The 19,945-nt window shown below is 70.3% G+C and carries 16 protein-coding genes; 9 read left to right on the top strand and 7 right to left on the bottom strand.

From position 1 onward, the window contains the following. The first annotated feature begins 123 nt into the window (after positions 1 to 123). The gene (locus BJY18_RS07330) at positions 124 to 771 is read left to right on the top strand and encodes a TetR/AcrR family transcriptional regulator (RefSeq protein ID WP_184778805.1); all 648 of its coding nucleotides are present in this window, start codon (positions 124 to 126) and stop codon (positions 769 to 771) included. 22 nt (positions 772 to 793) lie between these two features. Here BJY18_RS07330 and eccCa read toward each other — a convergent pair whose 3' ends face one another. Then, a complete protein-coding gene (gene eccCa, locus BJY18_RS07325; protein WP_184778803.1) occupies positions 794 to 4,804 on the bottom strand; it encodes a type VII secretion protein EccCa in 4,011 nt (1,336 codons plus the stop codon). Positions 4,805 to 5,390: 586 nt separating this feature from the next. Further along, entirely contained in the window at positions 5,391 to 5,990 is a 600-nt protein-coding gene (locus tag BJY18_RS07320; RefSeq protein ID WP_184778801.1) for a TetR/AcrR family transcriptional regulator, read from the bottom strand. A 325-nt stretch (positions 5,991 to 6,315) separates the two neighbouring features. Between BJY18_RS07320 and BJY18_RS07315 the strand changes: the two genes are divergently transcribed. Both BJY18_RS07315 and BJY18_RS07310 read left to right on the top strand, forming a co-directional pair. Beyond that, positions 6,316 to 6,783, top strand: a complete 468-nt coding sequence (locus tag BJY18_RS07315; RefSeq protein WP_184778800.1) for a MarR family winged helix-turn-helix transcriptional regulator — start codon at positions 6,316 to 6,318, stop codon at positions 6,781 to 6,783. 115 nt (positions 6,784 to 6,898) lie between these two features. Next, positions 6,899 to 7,582, top strand: coding sequence for a GntR family transcriptional regulator (locus BJY18_RS07310; RefSeq protein WP_184778798.1), 684 nt, complete (start codon positions 6,899 to 6,901; stop codon positions 7,580 to 7,582). Positions 7,583 to 7,591: 9 nt separating this feature from the next. On the opposite strand, the gene BJY18_RS07305 is transcribed toward BJY18_RS07310, so the two are convergent. Genes BJY18_RS07305 through BJY18_RS07285 form a run of 5 tightly spaced genes read right to left on the bottom strand, consistent with a single transcriptional unit; the run spans position 7,592 to position 13,453 of the window. Then, a complete protein-coding gene (locus tag BJY18_RS07305; RefSeq protein WP_184778796.1) occupies positions 7,592 to 8,731 on the bottom strand; it encodes an ABC transporter ATP-binding protein in 1,140 nt (379 codons plus the stop codon). 12 nt (positions 8,732 to 8,743) lie between these two features. Further along, positions 8,744 to 10,498 carry an ABC transporter permease gene (locus tag BJY18_RS07300; RefSeq protein WP_184778794.1) on the bottom strand — a complete coding sequence of 585 codons (1,755 nt, stop codon included), beginning with the start codon at positions 10,496 to 10,498 and terminating at the stop codon, positions 8,744 to 8,746. Between the two features lie 34 nt (positions 10,499 to 10,532). Then, complete coding sequence (locus tag BJY18_RS07295) at positions 10,533 to 11,579, bottom strand: ABC transporter substrate-binding protein (protein ID WP_184778792.1); 1,047 nt, start codon at positions 11,577 to 11,579, stop codon at positions 10,533 to 10,535. Positions 11,580 to 11,634: 55 nt separating this feature from the next. Next, the gene (locus BJY18_RS07290) at positions 11,635 to 12,504 is read right to left on the bottom strand and encodes an amidohydrolase family protein (protein ID WP_184778790.1); all 870 of its coding nucleotides are present in this window, start codon (positions 12,502 to 12,504) and stop codon (positions 11,635 to 11,637) included. A 43-nt stretch (positions 12,505 to 12,547) separates the two neighbouring features. Further along, a complete protein-coding gene (locus BJY18_RS07285; RefSeq protein ID WP_184778788.1) occupies positions 12,548 to 13,453 on the bottom strand; it encodes a substrate-binding domain-containing protein in 906 nt (301 codons plus the stop codon). Between the two features lie 445 nt (positions 13,454 to 13,898). On the opposite strand from BJY18_RS07285, the gene BJY18_RS07280 reads away from it, so the two are divergent. From BJY18_RS07280 to BJY18_RS07255, 6 genes are read left to right on the top strand one after another with little or no spacing between them, the layout of a single operon-like run. Beyond that, a complete protein-coding gene (locus BJY18_RS07280; protein ID WP_184778786.1) occupies positions 13,899 to 14,465 on the top strand; it encodes an SRPBCC family protein in 567 nt (188 codons plus the stop codon). Beyond that, positions 14,449 to 15,303, top strand: coding sequence for an HpcH/HpaI aldolase family protein (locus tag BJY18_RS07275; RefSeq protein ID WP_184778784.1), 855 nt, complete (start codon positions 14,449 to 14,451; stop codon positions 15,301 to 15,303). Before BJY18_RS07280 ends, BJY18_RS07275 begins: the two co-directional genes overlap by 17 nt. A 16-nt stretch (positions 15,304 to 15,319) precedes the next feature. Further along, complete coding sequence (locus BJY18_RS07270) at positions 15,320 to 16,378, top strand: amidohydrolase family protein (protein WP_184778782.1); 1,059 nt, start codon at positions 15,320 to 15,322, stop codon at positions 16,376 to 16,378. Further along, positions 16,375 to 18,027, top strand: coding sequence for a thiamine pyrophosphate-binding protein (locus BJY18_RS37705; protein ID WP_184778780.1), 1,653 nt, complete (start codon positions 16,375 to 16,377; stop codon positions 18,025 to 18,027). Before BJY18_RS07270 ends, BJY18_RS37705 begins: the two co-directional genes overlap by 4 nt. Positions 18,028 to 18,056: 29 nt before the next feature. After that, on the top strand, positions 18,057 to 18,911 hold the full coding sequence (locus BJY18_RS07260; RefSeq protein WP_184778777.1) for a hypothetical protein: 855 nt from the start codon (positions 18,057 to 18,059) through the stop codon (positions 18,909 to 18,911). A gap of 31 nt (positions 18,912 to 18,942) precedes the next feature. Further along, a complete protein-coding gene (locus BJY18_RS07255; protein ID WP_184778775.1) occupies positions 18,943 to 19,926 on the top strand; it encodes a substrate-binding domain-containing protein in 984 nt (327 codons plus the stop codon). Positions 19,927 to 19,945: the final 19 nt, after the last annotated feature.

Below are 19,945 nucleotides of genomic sequence, written 5' to 3'. Positions count from 1 at the left end.
GAGCTCGACCCTCGATAGCGTGGCGTCGTTTCACGGTAAGGGGCCGTGGCTGCCGACGCTGAACGAGGGTGCGCTGCGGCGTGCCCTCGCGGGGCCTCGGCACGGCGGACCTATCATGGCGCGATGGCGAGGGAATCTGGCTCCGCGTCGACCGCGGCCGGTGTGAGCAGTCGAGAGACCATCCTGAACGGGGCTCGTGCCCTCATCGCCGAAAAAGGCTACGACGGCATGGCGATTTCGGACCTGTGCACGAAGTCCGGCTTCCCGCCGAGTTCGATCTACTACCACTTCGGGAACAAACTCGGCGTTCTCGCCGCGCTCCTCGAGCGCACTTTCGAGGAGCTGCACGCACTGTTCCCCAATCCGTCGTCGTTCGACGACCGGGCGCCGCTGGACCGGCTCGAGGCGTGGTTCACCGCGGCGTGCGCCTCGCTCGACGAGCGGCCCGACTATCTCCGGCTCCTGCTGGTGATCAGTGTGGGCCCGCAGAAGGATTCCGAGTCGGTCCGCGCCACGGTGCGCCGGATCCGGGACTACGCGCACGCGTCCTGGGTGGACGCACTCACCCCCGTCCTGGCACCGGAGGGCGGCAGGGAGAACGAGGCCCTGATCGACCAGCTGGCAGTCCTCGGCCAGGCCCTGACCGACGGGCTCTCGGTGGCCAACAGCCTCGACGGGGTGACCTACCGTTCGCAGGTCACCCCGTTCGTCGCCTTGATCCGCGGCCTGGCCGAGCAGCGCGCCCGTCCCGCCACCAAGCGGAAACGCTGACGCCGGGCGCATCCGGCGGGGGTCAGTCGGGTTGGATCCATGAGGCTTGGATGAGTTGGCGGCCGCCTTTGCGGCTGAGCATGATGCCGCGGCCGGGGGGCATGGGGCCGGCTTTGATGTTGCCGATGAGGGCGCCTTCGTCTTTGGAGCCGTTCATGACCATGCCGGGTGCGGCGAGTTCTTTGAGTTTGCCGATGACGGGGTCGTAGGAGGCGCGGGAGGCGCCGCCGGTGCGGCGGACGACGATCAGGTGCAGGCCGACGTCTTTGGCTTGGGCGAGGAATTCGGACAGCGGTTTGAGTGGGTTGTTGGTTTGGGTGGCGACGAGGTCGTAGTCGTCGACGAGGATGAACAGTTCGGGTCCGGTCCACCAGGAGCGGTTTTTGAGTTGGTCCTGGGTGACGTCGGGTCCGGGCAGGCGCCGGGTCATGGAGCCGTGCACGTCTTTGATCATGGTGTCCAGCTGTGCGGAGGACACGGCGTAGCCGAGCAGGGAGTCGCCGGAGAGGAAGCCGAGCATGGTGCGGCGGTAGTCCACGAGCAGGATGACGCCTTGTTGGGGGGTGTAGCGCTCGGAGATACCGCGGGCGATCTGGCGTAGCAGGTTGGTTTTGCCGGATTCGCCGTCGGCGAAGGCGAAGAAGTGGGGTTCGGCGTCGAAGTCGAGGTAGACCGGCGCGAGGTTTTCCTCGTTGACCCCGAACGGCACGAGCTGGGTGTCGCGGCGGTGGTCCTGGGCGAGGACCTCGTCGTAGGTGATCAGGTCGGGCAGCAGCCGGACCTGGGGTGCGGTGCGGCCGCGCCAGGCGCCGCGGATTTTCGCGACGGCGTCGGCGACGCCGGCGGCGATGGTGTCGGGGTCGCTGGAGCCGTCGATGCGGGGCAGCCCGGTGAGCAGGTGGAGTTTGTCGCGGGTCAGGCCGCGGCCGGGGCGTCCGGTGGGGACGTTGCCGGCGGTGCGGCGGTCCATTTCGGATTCGGTGGGGTCACCGAGGCGTAGTTCGAAGCGGGTGCCGATCATGTCTTTGATCGCCGGGCGCAGGTCGGCCCACCGGTTCGCGGAGATGATCACGTGCACGCCGTAGGCGAGGCCCTGGGTGGCCAGGCGGGTGATGGACTGTTCGAGTTCGTCGAAGTCGTCGCGCAGGGCGCGCCAGTTGTCCACGATCAGGAACGCGTCGCCGAAGGGGTCCTGCTCGGCGGTGATCTCGCCGCGGCGTTTGCGGTTGCGGAACTCGGTCATCGAGTCGATGCCCAGGGTGCCGAAGCGGCCTTCGCGTTCGGTCATCAGGGTGGTCAGCTCGGCCACGATCCGGCGGGCTTTGTCGGGTTCGCGGCGGGCGACCGCGACCCCGCCGACGTGCGGGAGGTCCGCGAGCCCGGCCAGGGTGCCGCCACCGAGGTCGAGGCAGTAGAACTGGGTTTCCTCCGGGGTGTGGGTCAGGGCCATCGACATGATCAGCGTCCGCAGCATGGTCGATTTGCCCGACTGGGGGCCGCCGGCGACGATGCCGTGCCCGGCCGCGCCGGAGAAGTCGCCCCAGAGCATGTCGCGGCGTTGCTCGAAGGGCCGGTCCACGATCCCCAGCGGCACCTGCAACCGGCCGTTGCCGAAAAACCCGACCGGCGAGAGACCGCGGTCCTCGGTGGGGTTGAGGTTGGGCAGCATGGTGTCCAGCGAGTTGGGTTCGTCCAGCGGCGGCAGCCACACCTCGTGCGCGGGCGGGCCCTGCCCGATGAACCGATCGACCATCACCTCCAGCTCGCTGGGCTCGCTCGCCTCGTCCGACTCTTTGCGCTGCGGTTCCTCCTCGGCGATCGGTTCCGGTTCGGGTTCCGGCTCGGGGGGCAGCTCGACGAAGTCCGGCACGAACAGCTGCGGGCGCTTGTCCGCCCGCACCACCGTCGCCGCCGGCCCGGCCGCCTTGATCCCGGCCGGGCGGTAGGGGCCGGAGACGTAGGAGGCTTTGAACCGCACCATGGTCGAGGTGTCGAACTTCAGATACCCCGAGCCGGGGATCGAGGGCAGCTCGAACGCGTCCGGCACCCCGATCGCCGCCCGGGACTCGGCCGCGGAGAACGTTTTCAACCCGATCCGATACGACAGATACGTGTCCAGGCCACGCAGCTTGCCTTCCTCCAGCCGCTGCGAGGCAAGCAGCATGTGCATCTGCAGCGACCGGCCCACCCGCCCGATCTGCAGGAAGATGTCGATGAAGTCCGGCTTCGCGGTCAACATCTCGGAAAACTCGTCGATACAGATGAACAACGCCGGCAACGGATCCAGATCCGCCCCGTTCTCCCGGGCCTTCTCGTAATCCCACACGTTCTTGTAGTTGCCCTTGGCCAGCGCTTCCTGGCGGCGGTTGACCTCACCGGCGATCGCGTCCTTCATCCGGTCCACCAGCGTCAGGTCCCCGGCGAGGTTGGTGATCGTGGCCGCCACGTGCGGGGCCTTGTCCAACCCCAAAAACGTCGCGCCACCCTTGAAGTCCACCAGAATCATGTTCAGATTCGTCGACGAATGCGTGGCCAGCAGTCCCAGCACCAAGGTGCGCAGGAACTCCGACTTACCCGACCCGGTCGCCCCGATGCACAACCCGTGCGGGCCCATGCCCTCCATCGCGGCTTCCTTGATGTCCAGCTCGACGGCCTGCCCGTACTCCCCGACCCCGAACGGCACCCGGTACCGATCCCGCACCGGCCGCGGCCGCCACGCCCCCTGCACATCGAACGTCATCGGGTCCCCGGGAATCCCCAGCAACTCCAGCAACGTCGGATTCGACAGCAACGGCTCGTCGTCACTGACCTCACCACCACCGGTCCCCACCCGATACGGCGCGATCAACCGGGCCAGCGCCTGCGCCTCCACCACACTCAACCAGTCCGGCCGGCCGAACCACTCCACCCCACCGGCACTCCGGGCACCCAGGCGGTCTTCCTCCACCACCAGCCGCAACCCGCGCCGCGCCGCCAGATTCCCCAGCGAATCCGACAAATCGATCAACGTGACCCCGACCAGACCCTCCTCCAGGATGATCTGCTCCTCACGCGTGACCTCACCATCATCGATGATGATCACCACATGCGGCTGGTCCGGCGCCGGCGTCGCATTCCGCGAAAACCGCTGCCGCTCCCCCAGCTCCTCATCCAGCCACGCCTCCAGCTGCGCCAACGACCCCGCCATCATCCGCAACTGGCCGATACCATCCGACAACGACGGATGCTGCACATGCGGAAGCCACTTCGCCCACTCCCACTCCTGCATCGCCCGACCACTCGTCGCCACCGCGATCATCACGTCATCCGGGCCATGAAAGGAAACCAGCTGGGCGAGCATCGCCCTGGCCAGTCCTCTCGTCAGCTCGAGGTCGCCGCGCAGGCAGACCGCGGCGAAGCCACGCAAGGCGATCTGGGTCGGGAGATCCGGCACGATCGAATGCGACTGGACGAACCGGCGCAACGCCAATGTCGTGATCGGTTCCAGTTCGTCGATCGGGCCCGTCTGCGGGGGAACCAGCCTTGTCGCCAGGCGATGGGAACTGAGTCCCACCCGCAGATGCAGAAAATCGGAGTCGTTGTGCCGGCGCTCCCACATCCGGCGGCTCGCCCCCAGCGACCACAACGACTGCGGATCCGGATGCACCCACTCCAACGCGGCCCGCTGGTCGACCATCGCCTCCCGGGCACGGTCCCGCATCTGACCGAGATACCGCAGATAATCCTTGCGATCCTCGTCCATCTCGGCCTTCTTCTGGCCGCCACCCTTGCCGCCGCCACCGGCGATCATTCCCAGCGAGCCGAGGAAAGTCGTGGCGCCGAAGACGATCGTCAGCGGGTTCCCGTTGCCGGTCTGGAACAGGAAGACGAGCAACCCCAGTGACACCACGACCATGACGATGGGCAGTGCCTTCGCCAGGATGCTCGCCGGGATGGTGCGGGGGACCTCGGGCGGCGGCTCGAGATGCACCTCGCCGCCCGGCGGACGCGGCGCGGCCAGCCGCGGCGGCCTCCTGAAATCCAGCCTGCTCATCGAAGATCCCTCATTCGAACTCGAGCCGCGACGGCCGCGTGGCGCGCTGTCCCGTCGACGGGTGGGGTGCGGGGCAGACGAGTATGGAACGCTCGCTACACGGAACCTAGCGGGATGCTCAGGTGCGGTCAAGACCGAACGTTCTCTCCGGCTGTGCGAGTGACACTTTCGACCTGGACGAGTGAACGTCCACGGGCGCGCTCGACCGACGTCCGGTCAGGTCGCAAGCGGCCCCGGCGGAGGGGCCGGCTGGGCAGGTCAGGGATGGAGCGGTCGGCGGCCGGGGTGGCCCTGCGAGCGGACCGGCCGGTGATTGTGCGAGTCAGGGGACGGGTGGATCAGTGGCCGTGTGAGCCGGAGAGGCTCCGGTCGGTGGCCGCGTGAACCAGATGCAGCGCTGGCAGCGGCGCCGGAGAGTTCCGTTCGGTGGGCGCGTGAACCATGGTCGGCCCAGTCGGCGGTCTCACGTCGCGTGCGGGCTGGGGCGACGGCCCGGCGGATCGTCGTGGGCAGGCGGGACTTCGCGCCGCCTGTGCATGCGCGGGTGTCGTGAGTGCGGCGTCGTGGGGTTGCCGGACGGTGGTGGTCAGGCGGTTCCGGTCGATGCGGGGGCGATGCGGGACTGCAGCAGTCCTTCGACGCCGCGGAGGAACGTTTCGCACACTGCGCTCGGGTCGGACAGGCAGCCGGCGGCCATGGCGCCGTCTCGCAGCATCACGAAATGGCGGCCCGCCGGCTCGGGGGTGTCCCCGACCCGGGCGAACAGGTCGATCACGGTCTGGAGGAACCACTGCCGGTGGGTGAGGACCGTCTGGTGCACCGGATGGGCCGGGTCCGGGTACTCCGCGGCGGCGTTGAGGTAGGCGCACCCGCGGAACACGTCCGACTGGATGCCCTCGGCGATCGACTCGGCGACGGCCCGCACGACGTCGGCCGCGGACCGGTCGCTGTCGAGTGCGCTGCCGATCTGGTCGCGCTCGGCCTGGTCGATGCCCTGCAGATACGCGACGACGAGCTCGTCCTTGCCGGCGAAGTGCCGGTAAAGTGTTGCCCGGGTCACCTTCGCCTCCGCGACGATCCGGTCGATCCCGACCGAGTGGATCCCCTCCGCGTAGAAGATCCGGGTGGCCGTCGCCAGCAGCCGTGCGCGCGCCTCGGACACGTGACCTCCCGCAGTACTCGCCATCCCGTCAGTGTAGCAGACAGAACGTTCAGTACGGCTGATATGCAAGCAAGAGAGAACGTTCGGTCTTGACACCGCGTCGCCGGGTCGGCATGCTGAATTCCGGGAGGGTTCGGAAGCGCCGAGATCCACTGTGGACGCTCGCACGCCCGGCGGGTGCCCCTCGACGCGCCGGGTGCCCGCGGGCAGGGAAACAGCCGGGTGCCTCCGAGCACAGTGCTGCGCCGCAGGTACCGGGACCATGTCGTCTTCGCATGCCAGGGGAAAGGATCGTCGTGACCACTGTGGACGCATCCGTTCCACGGCCCGGCAGGGAAGGCGGGTCGCGATGATCCGGGACGGGGACCTGATCGCCGGCCTCGAACGCGAGTTCGCCCTCCTCGTGCGCCGGGACCATGCCGCGTCGGGACGGCTCGGCCGGGACGCGCATCCGGGGCTCAACGCCGGTGCGTACGGCCTGCTGGCCCACCTGGCCGAACACGGCCCCTGCCGGCCCACCGCGCTGGCCGGGCACATCGGCATCACCGCGCCCACCGTCTCGCGGCAGCTGCAGCAGCTGGAAGAACTCGGCCTCACCGCCCGCCTTCCGGCTCCGGACGACCGTCGCGCGTACCTGGTCGCCCTCACCGGTCCCGGCCGCCGCCGGGTCGCGGAGGTCCAGGCCGTGCGCACCAGGTGGCTGGGTGACCGTCTCGACTCGTGGCTCGAGCACGATGTCCGCGCCCTCACCGAACTCCTCGCGAAGTTCAACGGCAACGCCGGCGAGGGGACTCCCGGCGCGAAGCACGCTTGCTGAGGTACCTCGGCGCAGCGCTCGCCACCGGTGGCGGCGGTCCGCGGCCCGGCAGCGCAGGCCGTAGGATCTTGCGGTCGACGGCGAACGACGCGGCGGTGCGGGAGGGAGGCCGGTGATGGCCGAAAGGGAACCGGGCACGTCCCGGGCCGGTGGCGCGGACCCGGGTGCCACGCGGGCCGCGCAGGCGTACTCCGATCTCCGGACGCAGATCCTGTCCGGGCATTACCAGCCTGATTCGCGGCTCACCGAATCCGAGCTCACCGCCCGGCTGCAGGTCTCCCGGGGCACACTGCGTTCGGTGCTCGCCCGGCTGGCGCAGGAGGGGTACGTCACCGCGGAGGCGAACCGCAGTGCGCGGGCCCGATCGTTCTCGGAGGACGAGGCGGTCGAGATCCTCGAGACCCGGGAGGTCCTCGAGGCGGCGCTGGCGGCCAAGGCGGCCGAACGGGCCACCGAGGAGGACCTCGCCGAGCTGACCGACACCTGCCAACGGATGTGGGCGGGACGGGAGTCCGACGGGCAGGACGAATCCTCGGCGCTGAACCGCCGGTTCCACGAGCTCATCCGCCGCGCGGCGCGGCAGGCCACGCTCTCCCGGTTCGTCGACAGCCTGCTTTACCCGCTGGTGCTGCGGCAGTACCGCGACATCGAGCGCCCGCGCCCTCGCGCCACGATCATCCACGAGCACGAGGCGATCCTCGCGGCGGTCGTCACCCGTAATCCGGAGGCGGCCGCGGCCGCCATGCGCCATCACCTGTCCGCGGTGCGGCGCGCACTCCAGCTGAAACCCGAGGCGTGAGCGCGGACCTCACGTCCACAGCGCGATCGTCCACTCCGGATCCAGCGCCACCCGGACCTCGTCGCCGGGACGGGCGTCCAGGTGGGCGTCGGCGTGGGCGCGCAGCACCAGATCGTCCACGGCGACGGTCACCTCGCGCCGGTCGCCGAGGTATTCGGTGGCGGTCACGCGTGCGGTGAAGACATTCGGCTCGGTCGTGGCCGTCGCCGCGGTAAGCACGCGCACGTGTTCCGGGCGGACGCACACATGCAGCTCACGGCCGGGGGACACGGGTTCGGCCGGGGTCGTGAACCGTGCGCACCGCACGGTCCCGATGGCCGTTTTGGCCTCGATCACGTCGCCGTCGTGCCGGTCGACCACGCCGGCGACGAGGTTGGCGCTGCCGACGAAATCGGCGACGAACCGGGACGCGGGGGAGTCGTAGATCTCCGCCGGTGCACCGATCTGCTCGATCCGGCCCCGGTTCATCACCACGATCGTGTCGGACATGGCCAGCGCCTCGCCCTGGTCGTGCGTCACGTAGATCGTCGTGACCCCGAACTTCTGCTGGAAGGAGCGCAGTTCGGCCCGCAGCTGGGCCCGCAGTTTGGCGTCCAGATTGGACAGTGGCTCGTCGAGCAGCAGTACTTCCGGCTCGCACAGCAGGGCTCTGGCCAGTGCGAGCCGTTGCTGCTGGCCGCCGCTGAGCTGGGTGGACCACCGGTCGGCGTACTCGGCGAGGCCCACCTGGTCGAGCATGGCGAGCACCCGGGTCCGCGCCTCGCCGCGGGAGCAGGTCGTGCGACCGTGGCGCAACGGGAACGCGGCGTTGTCGAAGACCTTCATGTGCGGCCAGATCCCGTAGGACTGCGGCACCATCGCGATCGGCCGGTCCTCGGGCGCCACGTCCCGGCGCGCGCCGGCGGAGAAGACAGACCTGCCGTTCATGGCGATCTCGCCGCGGTCGGCGCTTTCCAGCCCGGCGAGGCAGCGCAGGGTGGTCGTCTTGCCGCAGCCACTGGGCCCCAACAGCGTGAAGAAGCTGCCGCGTGCCACGGTGAAGCCGACATTGTCGACGGCGAGGCTCACTTCGCCGTTCTGCTTGCGGGTGAAGTGCTTCTCCAGCCCGGAGATCGCCACGGCGGGTTCGGGAACGACGGTGTTCTGCATGGTCACGACACCTCAGATGTGTTGTTGGTAGCCACGGCGGTTGACCCACCACACGGCACCGGCGGAGACGGCGAGCAGCAGCACGGCGAGCGCGCTGGCCTCGGGATAGTTCGCGCTCTCGCCGATCATGTCCCACAGCAGCACCACGACGGTGCGATTGTCCGAACTGGACAGCAGCAGCGCGATCGGGAGCTCGCCCAGCGCGTTCGCGAAGACCCATAGCCAGGTACGGGTGACCGAGGGAGCGATCAACGGGAGCACGATGCGCCGCAGCACCACGGCGCGCCGGGCGCCGGAAACCCGGCCGACCTCCTCGAGCCCGCCGTCGAGCTGAAGCAGGGCGGTCTGGGTCATGCGCGAGGCCCGCGGAATGTAGCGCGTGGTGAGCGCGATGACGATGATCCAGATCGTGCCGTAGACCGGAATGGGCAGGAACAGGTACAGGAACAGCACCGCCACCCCGAGCACGACGCTGGGCACGGCGAAGACCAGGAACGACAGGTCGAACAGCGTGCGCCCGGCGCGCCCGCCCCGTGCCGAGGCCAGTGCCAGCCACAGCCCGAAGCCCGCGGTGAGGGTCGCCGTGACGAGACTGATCACCAGAGTGTTGACGATCGCGTGGGTGAGGCTCGGATCGTCGAAGATCGCCGCGTAGTTGCCGAAGCCGAGATCGCCGAGGTTCCCGAGGCTGACCGGCTGCAGGAACGGGGTCAGGCTCGTCCACGCCAGGGTCAGGATGGGGATGACGATCGCGACGAGCACGTACAGCGTGACCAGCACGGCCGCGGGGATCCGCCAGCGGCCCAGCCGCACCGGCGTGGCGCGGTAGCCCTTGCCGCTCACCACGCGGAACCGGTGCGACTCCCGGGTCTGGCGCCGGTAGACGGCGATCATCACCAGCGACAGCAGCACCAGCAGCACCCCGTAGGCGCTGGCGCGGCCGTAGTCGGCCAGGCCCGACGGAGGTTGCAGGGCCGCCTGGACCAGGCTGCTGAAGACGAAGATCTGGTCCGGCGTGCCGAGGATGGACGGGATCGCGAACTCCTCCAGCGCGACCACCGCCAGCAGCATCGCGGCCGCGCTCATCGCGGGCACGGTCAGCGGCAGCACCACCTTGCGGGTGCGGGTCAGCCAGCCGGCCCCCGACGTCGCCGCGGCCTCCTCGAACTCGAGGTTCAGCCGGGCGAAGGCCGGCGCGACCATGAGGTACATGCTGGGCACACCGAAGATCCCGGCCACCAGGATCATCCCGGGCAGCGAATAGATGTCGACCGGCAGACCGAAGACCCGCCGCGCGAGGATCGCGAGGGGACCGTTCGCGGGGTTGGCCGCCAGTACCCAGGCCACTGCCATCACGGTGGCCGGCACCGCCATCGGCGCGAGCGTGCTCGGCGCGAGGAACCGGCGGCCGGGCAGGTCGGTCCGCTCGAACAGGTAGGCGAGGCTGACGCTCACGATCAGCGCGAGCGCCACCGTGCCGACCACGAAGATCAGCGAGTTGACCGCGACCTCGAGCACCCGCGGCGAGGAGAAGACCTTCCCGAAGTTGCCCAGCGTGAAGCCGGGGATCTGGAAGGGCAGCTTCAGTTCGCTGTCCTTGAGGCTGCTGTAGACGAGCATGCCCAGTGGGAACAGCACGAGGTAGGCGAGCAGGACGCCGATGGCGATGTTCACGGCGGTCAGGACGCGGTCCCGGCGAGGTGGCCGGACGGAGTCGTCGGGTGGGCGAGGTGGTGCGGCGGGGGCGACCCGGGTGCCGGACTGCATCGGTGGAGTCTCCAAACGGGGCGGCGGGATGGCGTCAGTTCACGTCGGTGCCCAAAGCGTGCTCGACCTGGGGGAAGAAGTCTGCGAACTGCTGGTACTGCCGGATGTCGGTCTCGCTGAACCACCCGACACCGGCCTGGCAGAGGGCGGCCACGACCGGGTTGCGGCCGGCCTGCGAGCAGTCGGTGTCGTCCGGGATGATCGAGTTGTAGCTGCCGACCAGCGCCGACTGCCCCTCCGGTGAGGCGAGGAACGCGGTGAGCAGCCGTCCCGCGGCCGGATGCGGCGAACCGTCGGGCACGAACAGGTAGGCCTTGTTCGCGTTGGTCGGCCCGACCGGGGCCACCGCGATCGGGGCGCCCTTGGCGCGGTCGGCCAGCACGAGGTTGATCAGGTCGGTGCCGACCGGGGTCTGCCCGGAGATCACGTTGGTGTGCGCCTGGGTGGTGTTGTCGGTGTAGTGCGGATGCAGTTGCCCGAGACGGGAAGCGAACCGCAGCCCTGCGTCCGTGCCCAGTGCCCGGTCCTGGGCCCACACCGTCATGAACGATCCGCGTGATTCGACGGTGAGCTTGCCGCCGTTCCACCGCGGGGAGAGCAGGCCGTCCCAGTCGCGCGGGGCGGCGCCGGCGGGCAGGGCGTCGGTGTTGTAGGCCCACACCTTGGGCACGGCCCAGACGTAGACGAAGTTGCCGTCGAAGATCTGGTCGCCGGGCACCTGGTAGGCCGACCAGTCCACCGGCGCGGCCATGTCCAGCGAGGGCAGTACGGTGAGGCCGCCCGCGTTGGAGACGTCGAAGCTCACGCGGCCCGCGGCCTGCTCCACGTTGAGCTGGGTGACCAGGTCCGGGGCCTTCTTGTTGGTGTACTTGACGGTGATCCCGGGATACTTCTTCTCGAACGCCCGGATGGCCGGGCGCATCTGCGCCTCGGGTTTCGGCGCGAACCAGATGACCTGGCCCTCCGCCTTCGCGGCCCGGTAGAGCTCGCCGAGGTTGCGGGCGTCGGGTACCGGCGGCGGCTCACTGCACGCGGTGCCGAGCAGCGCGATCAGGACCGCGAGGACGCCGAGGCGGAGCATGCGGCGGCGCCTCGGCGCGGATCCGCGGTGGTGCTTCCGGTTTCCGTGCACGGGATCACCGTCCTCCCGTGGCGGGCAGGCCGTACAGCCGGGCCGCGGTGCCCCCGGTGATCAGGGCCAGCTCGGCGTCGCCGAGCTCCGGCAGCGCGGCCCGGACGAGCGCGGCCAGTTCGCTCAGCGAGCCGGCGGAGGCGGGGAAGTTGGAGCCCCACAGCACGTGTGCCGCGCCGAATTCGCCGACCAGGGCGCGGAACAGCGGTTCTGCCGACCCGGCCTCGCGCTGGGCGCGCAGGACGGCGGGCGGGGTCAGCTTGACGAAGACCCGGCCGGTCTCGCTGAGCCGCGGCAGGCCGTCGGCAGTGGGGTACGGGTCGGTGCCCGCGTCCAGCCGCGGGCGCGCCGCGTGGTCGAGGACCACGGTGAGCCCGGGGTACCGCGCGAGCAGCCCGGCGAGCACCGGCGCGTGCTGGGCGTGCATCTGGATGCACACCGGAACCCGGTGCCGGGAAAGGAATTCCCACACCGGCGTCATGCGCTCGTCGTCGAGCCCGCGGCCCGGGGTCGGCACCGCCGTCGTCCCGTCCGCGGCGCGGATGCGGACCCCGGAGAAGCCGCGTTCGCCGATCCAGTGGCCCAGATCGTCGACGGCCTTCGGCGAGAGGAAGTCGACCGAACAGACGCCGCTGAGCCGGCCGGGGTGCCGGCCCAGCTGGTCGGCGACGTAGCTGTTGTCGAACCCGTACACCGTCGAAGCCTGGACCAGCACGAGGTGCTCCACCCCGGCGGCATCGGCCTGGCGCAGCAGCTCGTCGAGGTCGGCGGGCCGCTCGCGTGACCATTCCGAGCGGTGCCCGCCCAGCGGCGCGGCGGGGTAGGCGGTGGTGTCGGGGGAAATGATGTGGGTGTGCGTGTCGACGCTGAACATGGCACCTCGGGTCGGTCGGAGCGGACGGGGCGGTGGCCGGGGGTCAGGCCCGGTCGCCGAAATGGCGGGTGAAGTCGCCGAGCAGTTCTTCCACCGTCACCGGCGTGCGGATCACGTTCTGCCGCAGGGCGTAGTCGATGGCGACCTGGAGCCCGGCGACCAGCTCGTCCGTGACGCCGTACCGCAGGGCGCGAACGCGGGGACCGGGCGCGGGATCGGCGGCCTTGCGTTCGTCGATGCGGGCGCCGAAGGCCTTCAGCAGCTCGGCCACCGTCTCGGGTTCGCGGTCCAGGAGGTCCCGGCGGACGGTGAGCAGGTGGTTGATCGGCACCGTCGCGTGCCGGACGCCCCACGCCTCCTCGGCCGCGCGCCAGCCGGGGATGATCGGCACGAGCGGACCTTCGGCGCTGTCGAGCGCGGGCGGACCCAGCACCGCGGCGTCGACCTCGCCGCGGCGCAGCACCTCGAGCAGCTTGCCGCTGGTCCGCACGACGTTCGAGGGCTCCTCGTACTCGGCGACGTGCGGTTCCTCGACGGTCACCCAGGTGACGTCCTCGGCGTCGAGGCCGTACTCCTCGTGCAGGATTCCGCGGACCCAGAGGCCGGTGGTCTGGCTGTAGGCACGCACGCCCACCTTGCGGCCGGCCAGCTCCGCCGGCGCCAGCTCGGCCGAACCGGGCCAGCGCGTGAGCGAATGGTGGTGGAAGTCGCCGCTCAGCGCGACCGGCAGCAGCGAGATCGGCACGCCGGCCTCGTGGGCCTGCAGGAAGGTGGCGAGTGCCAGCTCGCTGACGTCGTAGCGCAGTTCGCGCACCATCGGGGCGAACGCGCGGTAGATCGGATCGGCCGCGGCGAGGGTGACGGGACGCCCGCCCGCGGTGAACGCGGGATCGGTGAGGAACTCCGTGTGCGGATAGGACTTCACCGCGACGGACAGGGGCCTGGCCATGGGACTACTCCTCGGATGCGCTGGAGCCGGGGGCGGGGTGGCGCGGTGCCGGAGCGTGGTCACCCGACGACCGGGCGGACACCCCGGAATGTTGAACAGTGTCAGCGACCGTACGCCGTCGCCCAGGGTGTTTCAAGCAGGTTGCCGCTGCATCGTCTAACAATCTTGGTCGGTTGACGGAGTGTCGAGCGTGGCGGCCTTCCGGCTTCCGGCAGGTCGCGGCGCACTTTCGGGGTGGCGCCGCGACGCGAACCTCAGTGGGGAAAGTTGTTAAACAAACTCAGACGACCACTGGCGGCATGTCGATCAAAAACCAGTCAGGTGAACAAGTTCTTGCTGGATGCGGGGACACACTGCTACGGTGCCGAGGAAAGTTGTTAAACAATCTGGCTGCCGGGTCCGTGTCGTGCAGACCGCCGGCGAACCGCCAAGCGAGGTCACAGCTTTGATCAAGATCGACGAGGAGATCCCGGTCCCCGCGCCGCCGGAACGGGTGTGGGAGGTCGTGTCCGATCCCGGCCAGGTGGTGTCGTGCATCAGCGGTGCCGAACTCGGCGAATCGCACGAGGACGGCTCTTTCGACGGCACGCTGGTCGTGAAGTTCGGCGCGGTGCGGGTGCGGTTCGGCGCCCGCATGTCGCTGGACCTGGAGGAACCCGAACGGGAAGGACGGCTCTCCGCCCGCGGCCGGGACGGGCAGGGCGCCACGCGGTTCTCCGCGCACGCCACCTTCCGCGTGACCGAGGACGCCGGGGGCTCCTGGGTCCGGGTCACCGGCGAGGTCAGTCTCGCGGGCAAGCTCGCTTCACTGATCGAAGCCGGTGCCGGCGCGGTGGTTTCCCGGATGACCAAAGAGTTTTCCGACGAACTCGTCCGCCGATGCGCGGGCAGCACCGCGGTCGTCCCGGCGCCGCGGCGCACGGTCTGGAGCCGGCTGCGGGCGTGGTGGCAGCGGATCGTCCACAAGCGACAGGACAACCCGAGCGAGGTGCGCAGTGGCAAGGCTCAATAGCGTGATCGGCGCCCTGGAAGCGGGGCAGCACGCGTTCGCGGCGTTCGTGCCACCGGAACCGGCCGCGGCGCGGGACTTCGCGACCGTGGACTACGACGGTCTGGTGTTCGAAGCCGAGCACAAGCCCTGGGACGCGGCGAACCTGCGGGACAGCCTGCAGTACCTGCTCGACCGGCGGCGCATCCTCGAATCCGGCACGCTCGCCGCGTCGCCCACGCCGCTGGTCCGGGTACCGGTCAACGGCGCGGAACTCGGGCAGTGGCACGCGAAACAGGCGCTCGACCTCGGTGCGTACGGTATTGTCTGGCCGCACATCTCGCGGGTCGAAGAGGCCCGCAACGCGGTGGCCGCCTGCCGCTATCCCCGGCTGCCCGACGCGGCCCGCTACGAACCCGCCGGTATCCGCGGTGACGCGCCCGCCGCGGCCGCCCGGTACTGGGGCCTGTCCACTCAGGACTACTACGCCAAGGCCGACGTGTGGCCGCTGGACCCGGACGGCGAAATCCTCGTGGTGATCCAGATCGAGGACCAGCTCGGCATCGAGAACCTGCCCGCCATCCTCGAGCAGGTGCCCGGGATCGGGCTGGTCCTGATCGGCGAGGGCGACCTGAGCCAGGAACTGGGCGTGCCGCGGCAGCTCGAGCATCCGCTGCTCGAGCGGGCCCGGAACCGGATCGTGGCGACCTGTCTGGAGCACGGCGTGGCGGTCGGGCACCCGCACGTCACCGCCGGGAACGCCGAGCAGGTCATCGGCGAGGGCTACCGCTTCCTCATGACCGCTCCGGTGCGCAGCCACCCCGGCCTGGACCGGGGCCGTGCGCTGACCGGCCGCGGCTGATCCCCTCGGAGGTACCATGATCATCGACTGCCACGGGCATTTCACCACTGCTCCGCCCGCGCTCGGGAAGTGGCGCGAGCGCCAGATCGCCGCGTTCGAGGAATCCGGCGCGCGCGTCTCGCCGGACGAGCTGCGCATCCACGACGACGAACTGCGCGACGCGATCGAACAGGGCCAGCTGAAGCTGCAGCGCGAACGCGGCACCGACCTCACGCTGTTCTCTCCGGGTGCCGGGAAAATGGCGCACCACTACGGCGACGCGGAGACCAGCCTGGTGTGGTCGCGGGTCAGCAACGATCTCATCGCGCGGGTCTGCGACCTGTTCCCGGACCGGTTCGCGCCGGTCTGCCAGCTGCCGCAGTCACCCGGTGCCGCGCTGGCCGGCTCGGTCCGGGCTTCGGCCGCCGAGCTGGAGCGCTGCGTCGGCGAGCTCGGGTTCGTCGGCTGCCTGCTCAACCCGGACCCTTCCGACGGCTACTGGCAGGCTCCGCCGCTGACCGACCGGGTCTACTACCCGCTCTACGAGAAGATGGTGGAGCTGGACGTGCCCGCGATGGTGCACGTGGCGATGTCGCGCAACGACGCGGTCCAGGGCACCTGCGCGCATTACCTCAACGGCGACACCGCCGTGTTCATGCAGCTGTGCGAATCGGACCTGTTCCGGGATTTTCCCACTCTGCGGCTGATCCTGCCACACGGCGGCGGCGCGGTGCCGTACCACTGGGGCCGCTACCGCGGGATGATGCTGGACCGTGGTCGTCCGCCGCTGGAGGAAGCGTTGCTGGGCAACGTTTTCTTCGATACCTGCGTGTACCACCGGCGCGGCCTGGAACTGCTCACCGACGTCATCCCCGCCGCGAACGTGCTGTTCGCCTCGGAGATGATCGGCGCGGTCCGCTCGGTCGATCCCGAGACCGGCCATCGGTTCGACGACACCTTGGCCCAGCTGGACGCCATCGGCTCGATCACGCCGGAGGACCGCGGCGCCATCTACGGCGGCAACGCGCTGCGGGTCTTCCCGCGCCTGCGCGACCGGATCAACCACCACGAACAGCAGCGGGAGGCCGCGCGGTGAAAGTCTACGAAGCACTGGCCGCGGCGTTCGCCGCCGAGGGCGTCACCGACGTGTTCGGCATGATGGGCGACGCCAACATGCACTGGATGAACGCGCTCGCCGGGCACGGCACCCGGCTCTACGAGGTGCGGCACGAGGGTGCGGGGCTGAGCATGGCGCACGGGTTCGCCCGCGCGTCGGGCCGGCCCGGGGTGGTGACGACCACGAGCGGTCCGGGCACCGCGCAGCTGGCCACCTCGATGATCGTGGCGAGCCGGGCGCGGATCCCGCTCGTCGCGTTCTGCGGCGAGACGCCGCTCGGGGACGAGTCCGCGGTGCAGTACCTCGACCAGCGGCGGTTCGCCGCCGCGATCGAATGCGCGTTCCTGCGGGTGGCCAAGGCGGATTCCGCGCACGAAGTGGTGCGGCGGGCCTTCCACCTCGCCCGCACCGAATCCCGGCCGGTGATGATCAGCGCGCCGATCGACGTGCAGCTGCAGGAGTTCGAGGACGACCTGCCCTACGCGCCGTCCACCGAACTGCTTCCGGCGCCGCAGCTGCTGCCCCATCCGGACCGGGTGGCGCAGGCCGCCGAACTGCTCGCCGCGGCGAAGCATCCGGTCCTCATCGCCGGGCGGGGCGCACGCCAGGCCGGGGCGGCGGACCAGGTCCTCGCCCTGCAGCAGCGGACCGGCGCGCTGCTCGCCACCACTTTGCAAGCGAAGAACTGGCTGCACGGCCGGACCGGGTACCACGTCGGCATCGCCGGCCTGTTCGGCAGCAAGGTCGCGATGGAGCTGTTGCAGGAGGCCGATTGCGTGGTGGCGGTGGGCGCGAGCCTCAACCACTACACGATCGAAAGCGGATACCTGTTCCCGGACGCGAAGTTCGTGCAGATCGACACCGCGCCGAACGTGGTGATGGGCAACGGCCGCGTCGCCGACTGCTACCTCCAGGCGGACGCCGTCAGCGGGCTGGACGCACTGACCACCGCGCTGGAGCGGCGGGGTGTGCAGCTGGAAGGCTTCCACACGCCCGACGTGCACGGCCGGCTCACCGCGCCCCTGACCGACCCCGCCGAGTACCGCCGCGAACCCGGTCTGCTCGACCCGCGCGAGGCGATCGAAGTGATCGACGCCGAGCTGCCCCCGGAGATCGGACTGGTGCTCGGCAGCGGGCACCAGACCGACTTCGGCACCATGCTGTTCCAGCGTTCCCGCGAGGTCACCTCCAACTACGGGATGTTCGGGGCGATCGGGCAGGCGCCGCTGCTGACGATCGGCGCGTCCGTGGCCGGCGGTGGCGAGCCGCTGTTCGTCGTGGAGGGCGACGCGAGCTTCCTCATGCACCTGCCGGAGTTCGAAACCGCCTGCCGCTACCGGCTTCCCGTACTCGTGGTCGTGCTGAACGACGAGGGTCTCGGTGCGGAGTACCACAAAGCGAGCGCGAAGGGCCTCGACCCCGGGCTCGCGGTGATCCCGACCCCGGAGCTGGGCGCGGTCGCGCGGGCGCTGGGCGGTGACGGGGCGACCGTGCGCAGCACCGGGGAGCTGCGTACCGCGCTGGGCGAGTACGTGCGTGCGCCGCGCCCGACGGTGATCGACGTCCGCATCACCCGCGAAGTGCTCAGCGTGCCCTACCGGCGCATCCAGTACGGCGAGGACGTGTGAGTGTGCGTGACCAGGAGAGGAACCGGAAGATGAAGATCGTGCTGGGCTCCGACGAGCTCGCCGCGGCGGCGGTCGAAGCGGCCGGGGGCGGGGCGGAGCGCCTCGACGTGCGCCCGGTGCACAAGGCGTCCCGCGGATTCGTCGACGAGGGCGCCGCGCAGGTGTGCGAGCTCGCCGTGGTGACCCTGCTGCAGGCCGTCGCCTTCGGGAAACCGGTGGCGCTGCTGCCGATCACGGCACTCGGCCGGCACCAGCACCAGACGCTGGTGACCCTGGGCGAGCCGGGTGTCGAACGGGTCCGCGGGCGGACGGTCGGCGTGCGGTCGTGGAGCCAGACCACCGGGGTGTGGGTGCGTGGTTTCCTGTCCGGGCAGTACGGTCTCGATCTGTCCGAAGTGGACTGGATCACCTACGAGGACGGCCACCTTCCCGAGTACACCGACCCGGAGCGGGTGCGCCGGGCGCCGGACGGCGTGAAGCTGCCGGCCGAATTCCTCGCCGGCCGGGTGGACTACGCGATCCTCGGCAACGAGCTGCCCTCGGACGAGCGGATCACCACGGCGATTCCGGATGCCCTCGGCGTCGCCGGGGAATGGGCCGTACACAAGGGTTTCGCCCCGATCAACCACGTGGTGGCCTTCGATCCGCGGGCGGAGGCGAAGGCCGTGCTCGCGGTGTACGACGCGCTGGCCGCCGCCACCGCAGCCACCGCCGGGCCGGTGAACCTCAAGCCCGTCGGGTTCGAGGCGCTGCGCGGGCCGGTCACCGAGGTCGCGCGCTACGCGTGGGAGCAGCAGGTGCTGCCGCGGCCGGTCACGTTCGACGAGCTGGTCGAGGCGACCTGCGCCGCCCTGGACGTGCGTGCCTCCCGGCTCGGTGGCTGAACCCGCGATCCCCGACTCAGAAAGGCAGAACATGGAAAAGCTGTCCACGGTACTGGGGGACTACGCGCACGGGCGCGCGCTGCTCGGCGGGGACACCGAAGTCCCCGGCTACGCGATCGAGCCGGTGCAGGTCAGCCCGGTCATCGGGGCGTACCGGCGGATGGTCCGGGACCTCGAGTTCGACGTGTGCGAGCTCGCCCCCACCTCCTACCTGATGGCGGTGCAGGCCGGGGTGCCGCTGACCGCGATCCCGGTCTTCCTCAACCGCCGCTTCCACCACGCCGACGTGCAGTGCGCCGCGGCGTCCGGAGTCCGGTTCCCCGGCGATCTCGCGGGCAAGCGGATCGGGGTGCGGGCCTACACGGTCACCACCGGGGTGTGGGTCCGCGGCATCCTGCACGCCGAGTACGGCCTCGACCTCGGGTCGGTGACCTGGGTCGTCGACGACGAGGACCACATCGAGGGCCGCGCGCCGGCGAACGTCGAACGGGTCACCGACGGCCGTTCGCTGGGTGCGCTGCTGCGGGCCGGGGAGATCGACGCCGCGTTGAGCGGCAACGCCGGCACCGGCCGGGCGGGTGCCCCGCTGGCCGGCTGGTCGGCGCCGGCCGAGGAACCACCCGGTGCGGCCGGCGAGCCCTACCCGCTGTTCCCGGACCACGACGTGCTCGCCACCGACTGGCACCTGCGCACCGGGATCTATCCCCTGCACTCGGTGATCGCGCTGCGCCGCGAGCTGGTCGAACGTGATCCCGGCCTGCCGAGCGCGCTGTACGCCGCCTTCGCGGAAAGCAAACGCCTTCAGGTCGCCGCGGACCCCGAGTGGTCGGCACTTCCCCGGCTGGGGAAGCAGGCCCGGCAGCTCGGTGCCGACCCGATCCCGTACGGCGCGGACCGGAACGACCGGAGCCTGCGGGCACTCGTGGAGTTCTCCCGCCAGCAGGGCCTGCTCGACGCGGACTTCCCCGCCGAACCCCGGCGGCTGTTCGCCGAGGGCGACTACCCGGACGCCTGAATCTCCCGAGAAAGGGACA

Source organism: Amycolatopsis jiangsuensis (assembly GCF_014204865.1).
Lineage (GTDB): Bacteria > Actinomycetota > Actinomycetes > Mycobacteriales > Pseudonocardiaceae > Amycolatopsis > Amycolatopsis jiangsuensis.
The sequence above is the reverse complement of the archived record's forward strand: the minus strand, read 5'-3'. Positions and strand labels throughout refer to the sequence as shown.

Bases quoted from the DNA above. Each gene is read 5' to 3' on its own strand.
- BJY18_RS07330 (WP_184778805.1), top strand. From the start codon at position 124: ATGGCGAGGGAATCTGGCTCCGCGTCGACCGCGGCCGGTGTGAGCAGT.
- eccCa (WP_184778803.1), bottom strand. From the start codon at position 4,804: ATGAGCAGGCTGGATTTCAGGAGGCCGCCGCGGCTGGCCGCGCCGCGT.
- BJY18_RS07320 (WP_184778801.1), bottom strand. From the start codon at position 5,990: ATGGCGAGTACTGCGGGAGGTCACGTGTCCGAGGCGCGCGCACGGCTG.
- BJY18_RS07315 (WP_184778800.1), top strand. From the start codon at position 6,316: ATGATCCGGGACGGGGACCTGATCGCCGGCCTCGAACGCGAGTTCGCC.
- BJY18_RS07310 (WP_184778798.1), top strand. From the start codon at position 6,899: ATGGCCGAAAGGGAACCGGGCACGTCCCGGGCCGGTGGCGCGGACCCG.
- BJY18_RS07305 (WP_184778796.1), bottom strand. From the start codon at position 8,731: ATGCAGAACACCGTCGTTCCCGAACCCGCCGTGGCGATCTCCGGGCTG.
- BJY18_RS07300 (WP_184778794.1), bottom strand. From the start codon at position 10,498: ATGCAGTCCGGCACCCGGGTCGCCCCCGCCGCACCACCTCGCCCACCC.
- BJY18_RS07295 (WP_184778792.1), bottom strand. From the start codon at position 11,579: ATGCTCCGCCTCGGCGTCCTCGCGGTCCTGATCGCGCTGCTCGGCACC.
- BJY18_RS07290 (WP_184778790.1), bottom strand. From the start codon at position 12,504: ATGTTCAGCGTCGACACGCACACCCACATCATTTCCCCCGACACCACC.
- BJY18_RS07285 (WP_184778788.1), bottom strand. From the start codon at position 13,453: ATGGCCAGGCCCCTGTCCGTCGCGGTGAAGTCCTATCCGCACACGGAG.
- BJY18_RS07270 (WP_184778782.1), top strand. From the start codon at position 15,320: ATGATCATCGACTGCCACGGGCATTTCACCACTGCTCCGCCCGCGCTC.
- BJY18_RS07260 (WP_184778777.1), top strand. From the start codon at position 18,057: ATGAAGATCGTGCTGGGCTCCGACGAGCTCGCCGCGGCGGCGGTCGAA.
- BJY18_RS07255 (WP_184778775.1), top strand. From the start codon at position 18,943: ATGGAAAAGCTGTCCACGGTACTGGGGGACTACGCGCACGGGCGCGCG.